Annotated in this window: 11 protein-coding genes; 7 read left to right on the forward strand and 4 right to left on the reverse strand. The window is 68.7% G+C overall.

All coding sequences use genetic code 11. From position 1 onward, the window contains the following. Positions 1 to 852: a pantoate--beta-alanine ligase gene (gene panC / locus EV656_RS00210; RefSeq protein ID WP_132598271.1), complete on the reverse strand. Its 852-nt coding sequence runs from the start codon at positions 850 to 852 to the stop codon at positions 1 to 3. Further along, complete coding sequence (panB, locus tag EV656_RS00215) at positions 849 to 1,667, reverse strand: 3-methyl-2-oxobutanoate hydroxymethyltransferase (RefSeq protein WP_132598273.1); 819 nt, start codon at positions 1,665 to 1,667, stop codon at positions 849 to 851. The genes panC and panB overlap by 4 nt, the downstream gene beginning before the upstream one ends. 139 nt (positions 1,668 to 1,806) lie before the next feature. On the opposite strand from panB, the gene EV656_RS00220 reads away from it, so the two are divergent. Next, positions 1,807 to 3,273, forward strand: coding sequence for an ABC transporter substrate-binding protein (locus tag EV656_RS00220; protein ID WP_132598275.1), 1,467 nt, complete (start codon positions 1,807 to 1,809; stop codon positions 3,271 to 3,273). A gap of 100 nt (positions 3,274 to 3,373) precedes the next feature. On the opposite strand, the gene EV656_RS00225 is transcribed toward EV656_RS00220, so the two are convergent. Continuing rightward, complete coding sequence (locus tag EV656_RS00225; RefSeq protein ID WP_132598277.1) at positions 3,374 to 4,579, reverse strand: aminopeptidase P family protein; 1,206 nt, start codon at positions 4,577 to 4,579, stop codon at positions 3,374 to 3,376. 214 nt (positions 4,580 to 4,793) lie between these two features. Between EV656_RS00225 and EV656_RS00230 the strand changes: the two genes are divergently transcribed. The 5 genes from EV656_RS00230 to EV656_RS00250 all read left to right on the forward strand — a co-directional run bounded on the left by EV656_RS00230 (position 4,794) and on the right by EV656_RS00250 (position 9,839). After that, complete coding sequence (locus EV656_RS00230) at positions 4,794 to 5,738, forward strand: ABC transporter permease (RefSeq protein ID WP_132598279.1); 945 nt, start codon at positions 4,794 to 4,796, stop codon at positions 5,736 to 5,738. After that, positions 5,735 to 6,556 carry an ABC transporter permease gene (locus tag EV656_RS00235; protein WP_132598281.1) on the forward strand — a complete coding sequence of 274 codons (822 nt, stop codon included), beginning with the start codon at positions 5,735 to 5,737 and terminating at the stop codon, positions 6,554 to 6,556. Before EV656_RS00230 ends, EV656_RS00235 begins: the two co-directional genes overlap by 4 nt. Then, positions 6,553 to 8,127: an ABC transporter ATP-binding protein gene (locus EV656_RS00240; protein WP_132598283.1), complete on the forward strand. Its 1,575-nt coding sequence runs from the start codon at positions 6,553 to 6,555 to the stop codon at positions 8,125 to 8,127. The genes EV656_RS00235 and EV656_RS00240 overlap by 4 nt, the downstream gene beginning before the upstream one ends. Positions 8,128 to 8,231: 104 nt before the next feature. Continuing rightward, on the forward strand, positions 8,232 to 9,227 hold the full coding sequence (locus EV656_RS00245) for a P1 family peptidase (RefSeq protein ID WP_132598285.1): 996 nt from the start codon (positions 8,232 to 8,234) through the stop codon (positions 9,225 to 9,227). A gap of 51 nt (positions 9,228 to 9,278) precedes the next feature. Further along, positions 9,279 to 9,839: a hypothetical protein gene (locus EV656_RS00250; protein ID WP_132598287.1), complete on the forward strand. Its 561-nt coding sequence runs from the start codon at positions 9,279 to 9,281 to the stop codon at positions 9,837 to 9,839. On the opposite strand, the gene EV656_RS00255 is transcribed toward EV656_RS00250, so the two are convergent. Further along, a complete protein-coding gene (locus EV656_RS00255; RefSeq protein ID WP_207287020.1) occupies positions 9,836 to 10,654 on the reverse strand; it encodes an alpha/beta hydrolase in 819 nt (272 codons plus the stop codon). The two genes, EV656_RS00250 and EV656_RS00255, sit on opposite strands and share 4 nt — an antisense overlap. Before the next feature lie 51 nt (positions 10,655 to 10,705). On the opposite strand from EV656_RS00255, the gene EV656_RS00260 reads away from it, so the two are divergent. Further along, positions 10,706 to 12,178 (forward strand): NAD-dependent succinate-semialdehyde dehydrogenase, encoded by a 1,473-nt coding sequence (locus EV656_RS00260; protein WP_425057160.1) that lies wholly within the window; start codon positions 10,706 to 10,708, stop codon positions 12,176 to 12,178. Positions 12,179 to 12,339: the final 161 nt, after the last annotated feature.

Below are 12,339 nucleotides of genomic sequence, written 5' to 3' on the forward strand. Positions count from 1 at the left end.
TCAGGCCGGGGCAAGGCCCAGGTTGTCGATCAGGCGCACCCCGTCCAGATGCGCCGCCGCCAGCAACCGCGCGGGCCGGTCCAGCACATCCAGCGGAACCAGGCTGTCGGCGGCGCGCAGGTCGATATAGTCGACCGACGCGAACCCGCCCGCCAGAACGGCATCGCGGGCCGCGGCCAATGCCTGCGCGACCGGCACCCCGTCCCCGATCGCCCCGGCGGCCTGCTGCAACGCGCGATACAGCACCGGCGCCTGCGCACGCGCCGCGGGCGACAGCCGCACATTGCGAGAGGACAGCGCCAGCCCGTCCCCCTCGCGCACGATGGGACAGCCGACGATTTCAACGGGAATATCCAGATCCCGCGCCATGCGGCGCACCACCGCCAGTTGCTGAAAATCCTTTTCGCCGAAACAGGCGATATCGGCCTGGGTCTGGGCGAACAGCTTGGCCACCACGGTTGTCACCCCGTCGAAATGGCCGGGCCGGTGCGCGCCGCACAACCCCTCGGTCAGACCCGCGACCGAAACAGTGGTGGCAAAGCCGGGCGGATAGACCTGGTCGGGATCGGGCGCATAGATGGCATCCACCGCATAGGGCGCCAGCTTGGCCGCGTCGTCCTGCTCGGTCCGGGGATATTTCGCCAGGTCATCCGCGTTGTCGAACTGGCGCGGATTGACAAAGATCGTGACGATCACGCGGTCGGCGCGGGCCTTGGCCACCTCTACCAGGCTAAGATGCCCGGCATGCAGCGCGCCCATCGTGGGCACCACCGCCACGCGCTGCCCCTGCCCGCGCCAGCGCGCGGTCATCTCACGCAGATCGGCCAGCCGCCGCAGGATCGGCGCGGTCATGTCGCGTCCCCGAACACATGCTCGGCCGCCGGAAAACGGCGCGCGCGCACCTCTTCGGCATAGGCGGCGATGGCGGCCTGCGCGCCCTGCCCCAGTTCGGCATAGCGCTTGGCGAATTTCGGTTGGAAATCGGTGAACAGGCCCAGCATGTCGTCGATCACCAGCACCTGCCCGTCGCACCCGGCAGAGGCGCCGATACCGATGGTCGGAATCGCCACCGTTTCGGTAATCCGGTCGGCCAGCGCGGCAGGCACCTTTTCCAGCACCACGGAAAACGCGCCAGCCTCCGCCACCGCCTGCGCATCTGTCAGCACCCGGTCGGCATCCGCGCCGCGGCCCTGCACCTTGTAGCCGCCCAGCGTGTTGATCGCCTGCGGGGTCAGCCCGACATGGGCCATCACCGGGATCGAGCGCGCCGTCAGAAAGCGGATCGTATCCGCCATCGCGGCGCCGCCCTCCAGCTTGACCGCGCCGGCGCCGGTTTCGCGCATCAGCCGGGCGGCATTGCGAAAGGCCTGCTCGGGGCTTTCTTCATAGCTGCCGAAGGGCATGTCGATGACCATCAGGGCACGATCCAGCCCACGCGCCACCGCCTGCCCGTGCAGGATCATCATGTCCATCGTCACGCCCAGGGTCGAGGGCAGGCCGTGCAGCACCATGCCCACGCTGTCGCCCACCAGAACCACGTCGCATTCCGCGTCGGCCAGACGTGCCACGGGCGTGGTATAGGCCGTCAGACACACCAGCGGCGCACCGCCCTTGCGGGCCTGCACGTCCACTGCGGTCAACTGGCGTTGTCTCGCATTGGCGCTCATCGCGTCCTCCTCCCGGTCACGGTGGCGGGGCTTATAGCCATGCCGCGCCGCAGAATCCAGACCTGCCCGGCGCGCGGCCTCTTGCGCTTTGGCCCGCCGCACCGCCAGATGGGTGCAACCGAGCTGGAGGAGAGTCTCGATGCGCCTTGTTGCCCCCACCCTGTGTGCCGTCCTGCTGGCAGGCGCCGCGATGGCCGCAGAGGACCGGATCACCCTAGGCATGGTGCTGGAACCGCCGAACCTGGACCCCACCGCCGGGGCCGCCGCCGCCATCGACGAGGTGGTCTATGCCAACCTGTTCGAGGGGTTGACGCGATTCGCCCCCGACGGGCGCATCGTGCCCGCCCTGGCCGCCAGATGGGAGGTCAGCGCAGACGCCACGCGCTATACCTTTCACCTGCGGGACGGCGTGACCTTTCACGACGGCACCGCGATGGATGCCGACGATGTGATCTTTACCCTAGATCGCGCACGGGCCGAGGACAGCACCAACGCGCAGAAACAGCTTTTCGCCGGGATCGAGCGGGTCGAGGCGCTGGACCCGCTGACCGTGCGCGTGACCCTGTCCGCCCCCGATGGCGATTTCCCCTTCAAGATGGCCTGGGGCGACGCGGTAATCGTGGCCCCCGAAAGCGCGGACAGCCTGGCAACGGCCCCCATCGGCACCGGCCCCTTCCGCCTGGCCCGCTGGGCCAAGGGCGACCGGGTGGACCTAGTGCGCAGCCCCGATTACTGGGGCACGTCCCCCGCGCTGGCGGCGGCCACGTTCAAGTTCATCTCGGACCCCAACGCCGCCTTCGCCGCGATGATGGCCGGTGACGTGGACGCCTTTCCGAACTTTCCGGCGCCGGAAACGCTTGAGCTGTTCGAGGCCGATCCGCGTTTTTCCGTCATCGTCGGCACGACCGAGGGCGAAACGATCCTGGCGATGAACAACCGCCAACCGCCGCTGGACGATCCCCGGGTGCGCGCCGCGATTGCCCATGCCATCGACCGGCAGGACATCATCGACGGGGCCATGTTCGGCTATGGCACGCCCATCGGCACCCATTTCGCGCCCCACCACCCGGCCTATCTGGACCTGACCGGCCTGTCGGCCCATGACCCCGACAAGGCCCGCGCCCTGCTGGCCGAGGCCGGGCTGGAAACGGTCAAGCTGCGGCTGGCCCTGCCGCCCCCGGCCTATGCCCGCCGCGGCGGCGAGATCCTGGCCGCGCAACTGCGCGCGGTGGGGATCGAGACCGAGATCACCAACCTGGAATGGGCGCAGTGGCTGGAACAGGTGTTCCGCGGCCATGATTTCGACCTGACCATCATCAGCCATACAGAACCCGCCGATATCGGCATCTACGCCCGGCCGGATTATTACTTTGGCTATGGCGATACCGAGTTCGCGGGCCTGATGGAGCGACTGGCCACCACCGCCGCCCCGGCCGAGCGCACCGCGATCTTGCACGCCGCCCAACGCATGATCGCCGAGGAACATGTCAACGGCTACCTGTTCCAACTGGCCAAGACCGGGGTCGCCGATGCCCGCATCCGGGGCCTGTGGGAAAACGCCCCCACCCAGGCCAACGATCTGACCGGCGTTTCCTGGGCCGAGTGAGGGGCATTCAAAGGGGCGCCTGCGGCGCAATCCTGTTTGCCCGCCCCTGACGGGGCGGGCCATTTGGGTATTTGGACCAAGAAGAAGGGGGGCGACCCGGTCAGCCCACCACGTTAGATTCGGGGCCGTAGGGGTAGCCGGTGATGTTCTCGGCGCCATCCTCGGTAATGATCAGGATATCGTGTTCGCGGTAACCGCCCGCGCCCGGCTGACCCTGCGGAATGGTCAACATCGGTTCCATCGAGATCACCATGCCCGGTTCCAGCACCGTTTCGATATCCTCACGCATTTCCAATCCGGCCTCGCGCCCGTAGTAGTGGGACAGAAGGCCGAAGCTGTGGCCATAGCCGAAGCTGCGGTATTGCAGCAGGTCGCGCTCGGTGAAGAAGGCGTTGATCGCGTGGGTGACCTGGGCGCAACTGACCCCGGGTTTCAGCAGTGACATGCCGTATTCATGGGCCGCCACGTTGGCCTGCCAGATGGCCAGGCTGGCGGCGTCCACCTCACCCACGAACAGGGTGCGTTCCAGCGCGGTGTAATAGCCCGAGATCATCGGGAAGGTATTCAGCGACAGGATATCGCCGCGCCGTATTTGCCGCGCGGTGACGGGGTTATGCGCCCCATCGGTGTTCAGCCCGGACTGAAACCAGACCCAGGTGTCGCGATATTCGGCATCGGGAAAGCGGCGGGCGATTTCCAGTTCCATCGCGTCGCGCCCGGCCATGGCGATGTCGATTTCACGGGCGCCCGCGCGCACCGCGTCGCGGATTGCGTAGCCGCCGATATCGGCCACCTGCGCGCCTGCGCGAATCAGGGCGATCTCGGCCGCGCTTTTCCGCATGCGCTGCTGCATGGTGGCCGGTGCGATATCCAGGGTTTCGCGCGGGGAAAGGAAGCTTTCCAGCTTGGCCTTTTGCGTCAGGGTCAAGTGGTCGCCCTCATACCCCACGGCGCGGCCCTGGCCTGCGACATGGGCCACCGCACGCCAGAAATTGTCCCGCTGCCAATCGGTATAGGTGATGTTGTCGGTGGCGCAGCGCCGCCAGGGCTGGCCCGCGTCGATCCCCGCGCTGATCGTCACCGCATCCGAGGCTGTGACCACCAGGGCGTAGGGCCGCCCGAAGCTGCAATAAAGAAAGCCCGAGTAATAGGCCACGTTCTGCATAGAGGTCAGCACGACCACCTCGGCCCCCGCGGCATCCATGGCAGTGCGCAGGCCCATCAGGCGGGTGTCGTATTCGGCGGGTGAAAACGGCAGCGGGGCCTTTTCGCCATTATGGAAACGGTAGAAATCGGGACGGTTCATCTTGGGACTCCCAGGCTCGGGGGCCCGGAGATCGACCGGGCCGCATGCGATCCCGGCGTTCAGGACGAGGGGCGGGTCGTGCCGCCGGGCCTTGGGCTGCCCCCGCAGCGACGCCATCGCCACGCGGCCCGGGCGTTACCATACCCATCGCGCGCGCCCCGGCAAGCGGGCAAATCCACTGGCGCGGCGGACGGGGCTTGCCTAGGGTCGGGCCATGTTGCGCTATGCCCTTTCCCGATTGCTGTCGCTTGGCCTCAGCCTGCTGGTGGCCAGCGTGGTAGTCTTTGCGGTGATCGAGGTAATCCCGGGCGATCCGGCGGCCTTTATGCTGGGACTGAACGCCACGCCCGAGGCCGTGGCCGCCCTGCGCGACGATCTGGGCCTGACCGGCAGCGCGGGGCTGCGCTATCTGGACTGGGCGGGGGGCATGCTGCGGGGCGATTTCGGGGTGTCCTATACCTATCGCGTGCCCGTGGCCGAGTTGCTGGCAGACCGGCTGTGGGTCTCGCTGCCGCTGGCGGTCTATGCGCTGGCGCTGTCCACGGCCATCGCGCTGCCCGCCGGGATGTGGGCGGCGGCACGGCGCGGGGGCGCGGCGGATATCGGCGTGATGGGGGCGACGCAACTGGGCATCGCGGTGCCGAATTTCTGGTTCGCGATGCTGCTGGTGCTGCTTTTCGCGGTGAACCTGCGCTGGTTTCCGGCGGGCGGGTTTCCGGGCTGGGACGGCGGGGTGATGGCGGGGCTGAAGGCACTGACCCTGCCCGCCATCGCACTGGCCCTGCCGCAGGCCGCGATCCTGGCGCGGGTCATGCGGTCGGCCCTGATCGAGACGTTGGGGCAGGATTACATCCGCAGCGCACGGGCCAAGGGGCTGACGCGCGCGCAGGCGATCCGGCGGCACGGGGTTCGCAACGCGCTGATCCCGGTGCTGACGATCCTGGGGTTGCAGTTTTCCTTTCTGCTGGCCGGCGCGATCATCATCGAGAACGTGTTCTACCTGCCGGGCCTGGGGCGGCTGATCTTTCAGGCGATCACCCAGCGTGACCTGATCGTGGTGGAAAGCGTGGTGATGCTGCTGGTCTTTGCGGTGATCTGCGTGACCTTCGCGGTCGATATCGCCTACGCGGCGGTGGACCCCAGGCTGCGGCGGCGATGAGCGGGCGGGCGCAACTGATCGCGGGCGGCGGGCTGAGCGCGGCGGTTTTGGCCGCGGCCGCCCTGTCGCTGGTCTGGGTGCCCCATGACGTGACCGTTCTGGAGATCGGTCAGCGGCTGCGCCCGCCCGGCGGTGCCTTTCCGCTGGGCACCGACCAGTACGGGCGCGACCTGCTGTCCATGCTGATGGTGGGCGCGCGGGTGTCCATCGCGGTGGCGCTGGTGGCGGTGGGGATCGGCATCGCGTTGGGGGTGCCGCTGGGCCTGATGGCGGCGGCCAACCGGGGCAGCTGGCTGGATGAGGTCGTGATGCGCCTGAACGACCTGATCTTCGCCTTTCCGGCGCTGGTCATCGCGATCCTGATTACCGCCGTTCTGGGGCCCTCGGCGCTGAACGCGATCCTGGCGATCGGGATCTTCAACATCCCCGTTTTCGCCCGCGTGGCGCGCGGTGCCGCACTCAGCCTGTGGACGCTGGATTTCGTGCTGGCCGCGCGGCTGGCGGGCAAGGGGCGGCTGCGGATCAGCGCGGAACACATCCTACCCAATATCGCCCCCTTGCTGATCGTGCAGGCGACGATCCAGTTTTCCCTGGGCATCCTGGCCGAGGCCGGGCTGTCCTATGTGGGCCTTGGCGCGCAGCCGCCCACGCCCAGCTGGGGCCGCATGCTGGCCGAGGCGCAGACGATGATCTACACCGCGCCGCGCCTGGCGGTGCTGCCGGGGCTGGCCATCGTTCTGACGGTGCTGGGGCTGAACCTGCTGGGCGACGGGTTACGCGACGCGCTGGACCCGCGGCTGCGAAAGGCGGCGCGATGATCGAGGTCGAGAACCTGTCCCTGACGATCCACAGCACGCCGGTTCTGCAGGGCGTTTCCTTTCAGATCGCGCCGGGCCAGATCGTCGGGCTGGCGGGCGAAAGCGGGTCGGGCAAGTCGATGACGGCGCTGGCGATGATGGGCCTGTTGCCGCCGGGCGCACGGGCAACGGGCGCCATACGGCTGGTAGACCGCGAGTTGCTGGACCTGACCGAGCGGCAGCTTTGCGCGATCCGGGGGCGGCAGATCGGGATGATCTTTCAGGAACCGATGACCGCGCTGAACCCGATGCAGACCATCGGCGCGCAGGTGGCCGAAACGCTGGTGATCCATGACGCGGCGACCCGGTCAGAGGCGTTGGAAAAGGCCCGCGCGCGGCTGGACCGCGTGGGCCTGCCCGCCGACCGTTTTCCACTGACCCGCTATCCGCACGAATTGTCGGGCGGCCAGCGGCAACGGGTCTGCATCGCCATGGCTATCGCCCTGCGCCCGCGCCTGCTGATCGCGGACGAACCGACCACGGCGCTGGACGTGACCACGCAGGCGCGCATCCTGGACCTGCTGGCCGGTCTGGTCCGAGAAGAGGGCATGGCCCTGATGCTGATTACCCATGACCTGGCGGTTCTGTCGGGGCTGGCCGAACGGGTGGCGGTGATGCAGGGGGGCCGGATCGTCGAACAGGGGCCGACCAGCGCCATCCTGCGCCGCCCCGGCCATCCCTATACCCGCGCGCTGATCGCCGCCGCCACGCATCACCCCGCCCCGGGGACACGCGCCCCCGGTGCCGCGTTGTTGGAGGTGCGAGAGGCCCGGCGCGCGTATCGCCCGGCGGGGCGGGGCGCGTTCACCCGGCCCGCGCCGGTGCGCGCGGTCGATGGGGTCAGCTTCGACCTGCGGCGGGGCGAATGCCTGGGCCTGGTAGGCGAATCCGGGTCGGGCAAATCCACCCTGGCCCGCGCGATCCTGGGGCTGGACCCCTTGCAGGGGGGCGCGATCCGGCTGGACGGGCAGCGCGTGGCCGCCGGCCAGCCGATGCCGCACGACCTGCGTCGCCGGATGCAGGCGGTGTTTCAGGACCCTTATGGCAGCTTCAACCCCCGCCACCGGGTCGGCCGCCTGATTGCCGAGCCGTTCCACCTGGCCGGGCGCCCGCCCGATGCCGATGACAGGGTGGCCGAGGCGCTGCGCGCGGTGGGCCTGGACCCGGACGACAGGAACCGATTCATCCACGAGTTTTCGGGCGGACAGCGCCAGCGCATTGCCATCGCCCGCGCGCTAATCACACGGCCGGACCTGATCGTGCTGGACGAACCCGTTTCGGCGCTGGACGTGCGGGTGCGGGCGCAAATCCTGGACCTGCTGGCCGATCTGCGGGGCCGGTTCGGCCTGTCCTACCTGTTCATCGGGCACGACCTGCAGGTAGTGCGCGCAATCGCCGACCGGGTCATGGTGATGCACGCGGGCCGGATCGTCGAGCAAGGCGCAGCCGAACAGGTTCTGCATGCCCCGCGCCACCCCTACACGCGGGAATTGCTGGCCGCCGTGCCCGAATTGCCCGCACCGATTGCCTGACGGACGACTTTTCCGGGAAAAATCGTCCGTTTCTTCGTAAAAGAAACGGGCGCGGCTGCGCCGCGCGCGGGTATTTGGACCAAGAAGAAGGACAGGGGGGCGCGATGCGACCGGGGCGGCGGAACCTGATTACCGATGTGGACGGGCTGCGGGTCGGGCAGGCGCAGGACGCGCGGCTGAAATCCGGGGTCAGCGTGCTGGTGGGCGCGGCGCCCTTTGTGGCCGGGGTGCATGTGATGGGCGGCGCGCCGGGCACGCGGGAAACCGACCTGCTGGCCCCCGACAAGCTGGTGCAGGAGGTGGACGCGCTGGTTCTGTCGGGCGGATCGGCCTTTGGGCTGGACGCGGTCGGGGGCGTGGTCGAGGGGCTGCGCACGGCCGGGCGCGGATTTGCCGTGGGCGGGGTTCAGGTGCCTATCGTGCCCGGGGCGATCCTGTTCGACCTGCTGAACGGGGGCGACAAGGGATGGACGCAAAACCCCTATCCCGCGCTTGGCCGCGCGGCGCTGGCAGCGGCGGGCGCAGATTTCGCCCTGGGCAGCGCGGGGGCGGGCTATGGCGCCACGACCGCCGATCTGAAGGGCGGTATCGGCTCGGCCTCTGTCGTGTTGGAGGGCGGGATGACCGTGGGCGCACTGGTGGCTGTGAATGCCCTGGGATCGGCCGTGATGGGCGGCGGGCCGCAATTCTGGGCCGCGCCCTGGGAAATCGGGGACGAGTTCGGCGGGCTGGGCACCGGGGCCAACGATCCCGGCGCCGAACCCGCGCTAGAGATCGGCCCGGGCGAGGCCACCACCATCGCGATCGTCGCCACCGATGCCAAGCTGACCCAGGCGCAGACCACGCGCCTGGCGGTGGCCGCCCATGACGGCATGGCGCGCGCCCTGTCGCCCAGCCATACGCCGTTTGACGGCGATCTGGTTTTTGCCGCGGCGACAGGTGCCCGCGCCCTGGCCGACCCGGCGGGCGACCCGCTGCGCCTGGGCCATGCCGCCGCAACCTGCTTGGCGCGGGCCATCGCGCGCGGGGTCTATCACGCCAGGCCAGAGCCCGGCGATACGCGTCCGGCCTGGATCGCACGCTTCGGCCCGCGCGATTGAGCGGTGACGGGGCGGGTGCTAGGCTGGGGGCCTTACCTGCGGAGGACCCCCATGAAACGGTTGATTCTGAGCGCCGCGTTTGCCCTGAGCGCCGCGACCCCTGCCCTGGCCGATGACGTGACCGACACGCTGCAAAGTGCCATCGAGGCCTATGAATCCGGTGATGTGCAATACGCGCTGGAGGAACTGGCCTATGCTCAGCAATTGTTGCGCGCGATGAAGGCCGAGGGGCTGACCGCCTATCTGCCACCCGCGCCCGAGGGGTGGAGCCGCGAGGTCAATACCGACATGAACCAGGGTCTGGCCATGATGGGCGGCGGCACCGGGGCCGAGGCGGTCTATTCCGGCAATGGCGCCAGCTTTACCGTTACCCTGATGGCCGACAACCCGATGGTCGGGGCGATGGGCGCGATGTTCGCCAGCCCCATGCTGATGGCCGCGGGCGGCGAGATCATCCGCGTGGGCCGGCAGAAATTCGTCGATCAGGATGGCGAACTGACGGCGCTGGTCGACAGCCGCATCCTGGTGCAGGCCAGCGGGGCGGATGCCGATACGATGCTGCCGGTGCTGGAGGCAATCGATTACAAGGCGCTGGCGGGCTTCGGCCGTTAATCCGCGAACCCGTCCAGCAGGGCGGCGGTCAGGGGGCTGTCGGCTTGGGCCAGCCCGTCGATCACGTCGAAATGGTGCCGGCCCGATTCGACATGCAGCGCCGTGCCGGGCCAGGCGCGGGCCAGCCAGCGGGCCTGGTCCAGAAAGGCGGGCAATTCGCCCCCGCCCACCCAGGCGGTGACGGGCACATCATCGCGGGGGATGTGGCAGACCGGGCTTTCTGCACTGGCCGCAGCCACATCCAATCCGAAAGCGGCGTTCATCTGCGTTCGCAACAGCGGGCGCAGGTCGGACAGGGGCGAAATCGGCACCACGCGGGCGATGCGCCCGGCCACCTGCGGGGGCAGTTCGATATCGTCGCAGATCATCCGCGCCACCAGGTGCCCGCCTGCCGAATGCCCGGACAGCACCAGCGGCCCGCGCGCCAGCCGTGCCATCACCGTCAGCGCACCGGCGATATCAAGGGTGATCTCGGCGATCGGGGCCTCTGGCGCCAGCCGATAGCTGGGCATTGCGACGGCCCAGCCTCGCGCCAGCGGACCGGCGGCAAGGTGCGACCAGACCGACTTGTCGAACCGCAGCCAATAGCCGCCATGGACGAACACCACCACCCCGCGCGCTGCGGCCGGGGGCAGGAACAGATCGAACCGCTGGCGCGGGTGGGCCCCATAGGGCAGATCGCATTCGCCGCGCGCCTGCGCGCGAAAGGCCGCCGCCTGCGCCGCCCAGCGGGGCGGGTAATCAGCCGCGCCGGGGATATGGGCGGCATTGGCATAGGCGTCGTCCCAGTCGATCCCGTCCTCGTGTCTGGACATCGCCCCGCCCCCCGTGGTTTGCCTGTGCCAAAGTCCAAGGGAGGATGCATGATGCCCGGAACCGATCTCAAGACCCTTCTGAACGACCCCGCGCTGTTGGCCGACCGCGCCTATCTGGCCGGCACCTGGGCCGGGGCCGATGACGGCGCCACGTTTCAGGTCCTGAACCCCGCCGACGGATCGGTATTGACCAACGTGCCCGATCTGACCCGCGCCGAAACCGCGCGCACCATCGCTGCCGCCAAGGCCGCGCAAAAGGACTGGGCCGCGCGCACCGCCAAGGAACGCGCCAACATCCTGCGCCGCTGGTTCGACCTGATGATGGCCGCGCAGGACGACCTGGCCGTGATCCTGACCGCCGAGATGGGCAAACCGCTGGCCGAGGCCAAGGGCGAGATTGCCTATGGCGCGTCTTTCGTCGAATGGTTCGCCGAAGAGGCCAAGCGCATCTATGGCGAAACGATCCCGGGCCATGCCCCCGACAAGCGGCTGAGCGTGATCCGCCAGCCCATCGGCGTGGTGGGGGCCATCACGCCCTGGAATTTTCCCAACGCCATGATTACCCGCAAGGCGGCGCCTGCCCTGGCGGCCGGGTGCACCTTCCTTGTCAAACCGGCCGAGGATACGCCGCTGTCGGCGCTGGCGCTGGCGGTGCTGGCCGAACGGGCCGGGATTCCCGAGGGCGTCTTTTCGGTCCTGCCCTCTACCCGGTCGGCGGATATCGGCAAGGAGTTCTGCGAAAACCCCGATATCGCCAAGATCACCTTTACCGGGTCGACCCAGGTGGGGCGTATCCTGCTGGAACAGGCCGCGCCGCAGGTCAAGAAATGCTCGATGGAACTGGGCGGGAATGCGCCCTTCATCGTGTTCGACGACGCCGATGTGGACGCGGCGGTCGAGGGCGCGATTGCCTGCAAGTTTCGCAATAACGGCCAGACCTGCGTTTGCGCCAACCGGATCTACGTGCAGGCCGGCATCTACGACGAATTCGCCAAGAAACTGGCCGAGGCGGTGGGCCGCCTGAAGGTGGGCAACGGGCTGGAGCCGGACACCGACCTGGGCCCGCTGATTTCCACCGCCGCGCTGGAAAAGGTCGAGGATCACCTGACCGACGCCACCGCCAAGGGGGGCCAGATCCTGCGCGGCGGCCAGCGGCACGGCAATGGCGGGACGTTCTATGAACCCACGGTCGTCACCGGCGCGACCCAGGCGATGAAATGCGCGACCGAGGAAACCTTTGGCCCCGTGGCGCCGCTGTTCCGGTTCGAGACCGAGGACGAGGTGATCGCCATGGCGAACCACACGATCTTTGGCCTGGCGTCCTATTTCTATGCCCGCGACCTGTCGCGCGTCTACAAGGTGGCAGAGGCGCTGGAATACGGGATCGTCGGGGTCAATACCGGCATCATCTCGACCGAAACGGCGCCCTTTGGCGGGGTCAAACAGTCGGGCCTGGGCCGCGAGGGCAGCCGCCACGGGATCGAGGACTACCTGGAGATGAAATACATCTGCATGTCGGTCTGAGCCGTTCCGGTTTCGGCTTGCCTGCGGCAAGCCGACCGTTTGGGGGCGCTGCCCCCGTCGCCGCCTGCGCGGCGACTCCCCCGGGGTATTTGGCCAAGAAGAAGATGGCCGGCGGCCGGGAAAGGGCGCGGCAGGGGCAGGCGCGGTCAGGGCGCGCAGGC

Origin of the sequence: Rhodovulum adriaticum (assembly GCF_004345735.1) — a bacterium.
GTDB lineage: Bacteria > Pseudomonadota > Alphaproteobacteria > Rhodobacterales > Rhodobacteraceae > Rhodovulum > Rhodovulum adriaticum.

What these genes read in the sequence shown, in the direction of transcription:
- EV656_RS00240 (WP_132598283.1), top strand. Translation starts at nt 6,553, where the DNA reads ATGATCGAGGTCGAGAACCTGTCCCTGACGATCCACAGCACGCCGGTT.
- EV656_RS00255 (WP_207287020.1), bottom strand. Translation starts at nt 10,654, where the DNA reads ATGTCCAGACACGAGGACGGGATCGACTGGGACGACGCCTATGCCAAT.
- panC (WP_132598271.1), bottom strand. Translation starts at nt 852, where the DNA reads ATGACCGCGCCGATCCTGCGGCGGCTGGCCGATCTGCGTGAGATGACC.
- EV656_RS00235 (WP_132598281.1), top strand. Translation starts at nt 5,735, where the DNA reads ATGAGCGGGCGGGCGCAACTGATCGCGGGCGGCGGGCTGAGCGCGGCG.
- EV656_RS00230 (WP_132598279.1), top strand. Translation starts at nt 4,794, where the DNA reads ATGTTGCGCTATGCCCTTTCCCGATTGCTGTCGCTTGGCCTCAGCCTG.
- EV656_RS00225 (WP_132598277.1), bottom strand. Translation starts at nt 4,579, where the DNA reads ATGAACCGTCCCGATTTCTACCGTTTCCATAATGGCGAAAAGGCCCCG.
- EV656_RS00260 (WP_425057160.1), top strand. Translation starts at nt 10,706, where the DNA reads ATGCCCGGAACCGATCTCAAGACCCTTCTGAACGACCCCGCGCTGTTG.
- EV656_RS00220 (WP_132598275.1), top strand. Translation starts at nt 1,807, where the DNA reads ATGCGCCTTGTTGCCCCCACCCTGTGTGCCGTCCTGCTGGCAGGCGCC.
- panB (WP_132598273.1), bottom strand. Translation starts at nt 1,667, where the DNA reads ATGAGCGCCAATGCGAGACAACGCCAGTTGACCGCAGTGGACGTGCAG.
- EV656_RS00245 (WP_132598285.1), top strand. Translation starts at nt 8,232, where the DNA reads ATGCGACCGGGGCGGCGGAACCTGATTACCGATGTGGACGGGCTGCGG.
- EV656_RS00250 (WP_132598287.1), top strand. Translation starts at nt 9,279, where the DNA reads ATGAAACGGTTGATTCTGAGCGCCGCGTTTGCCCTGAGCGCCGCGACC.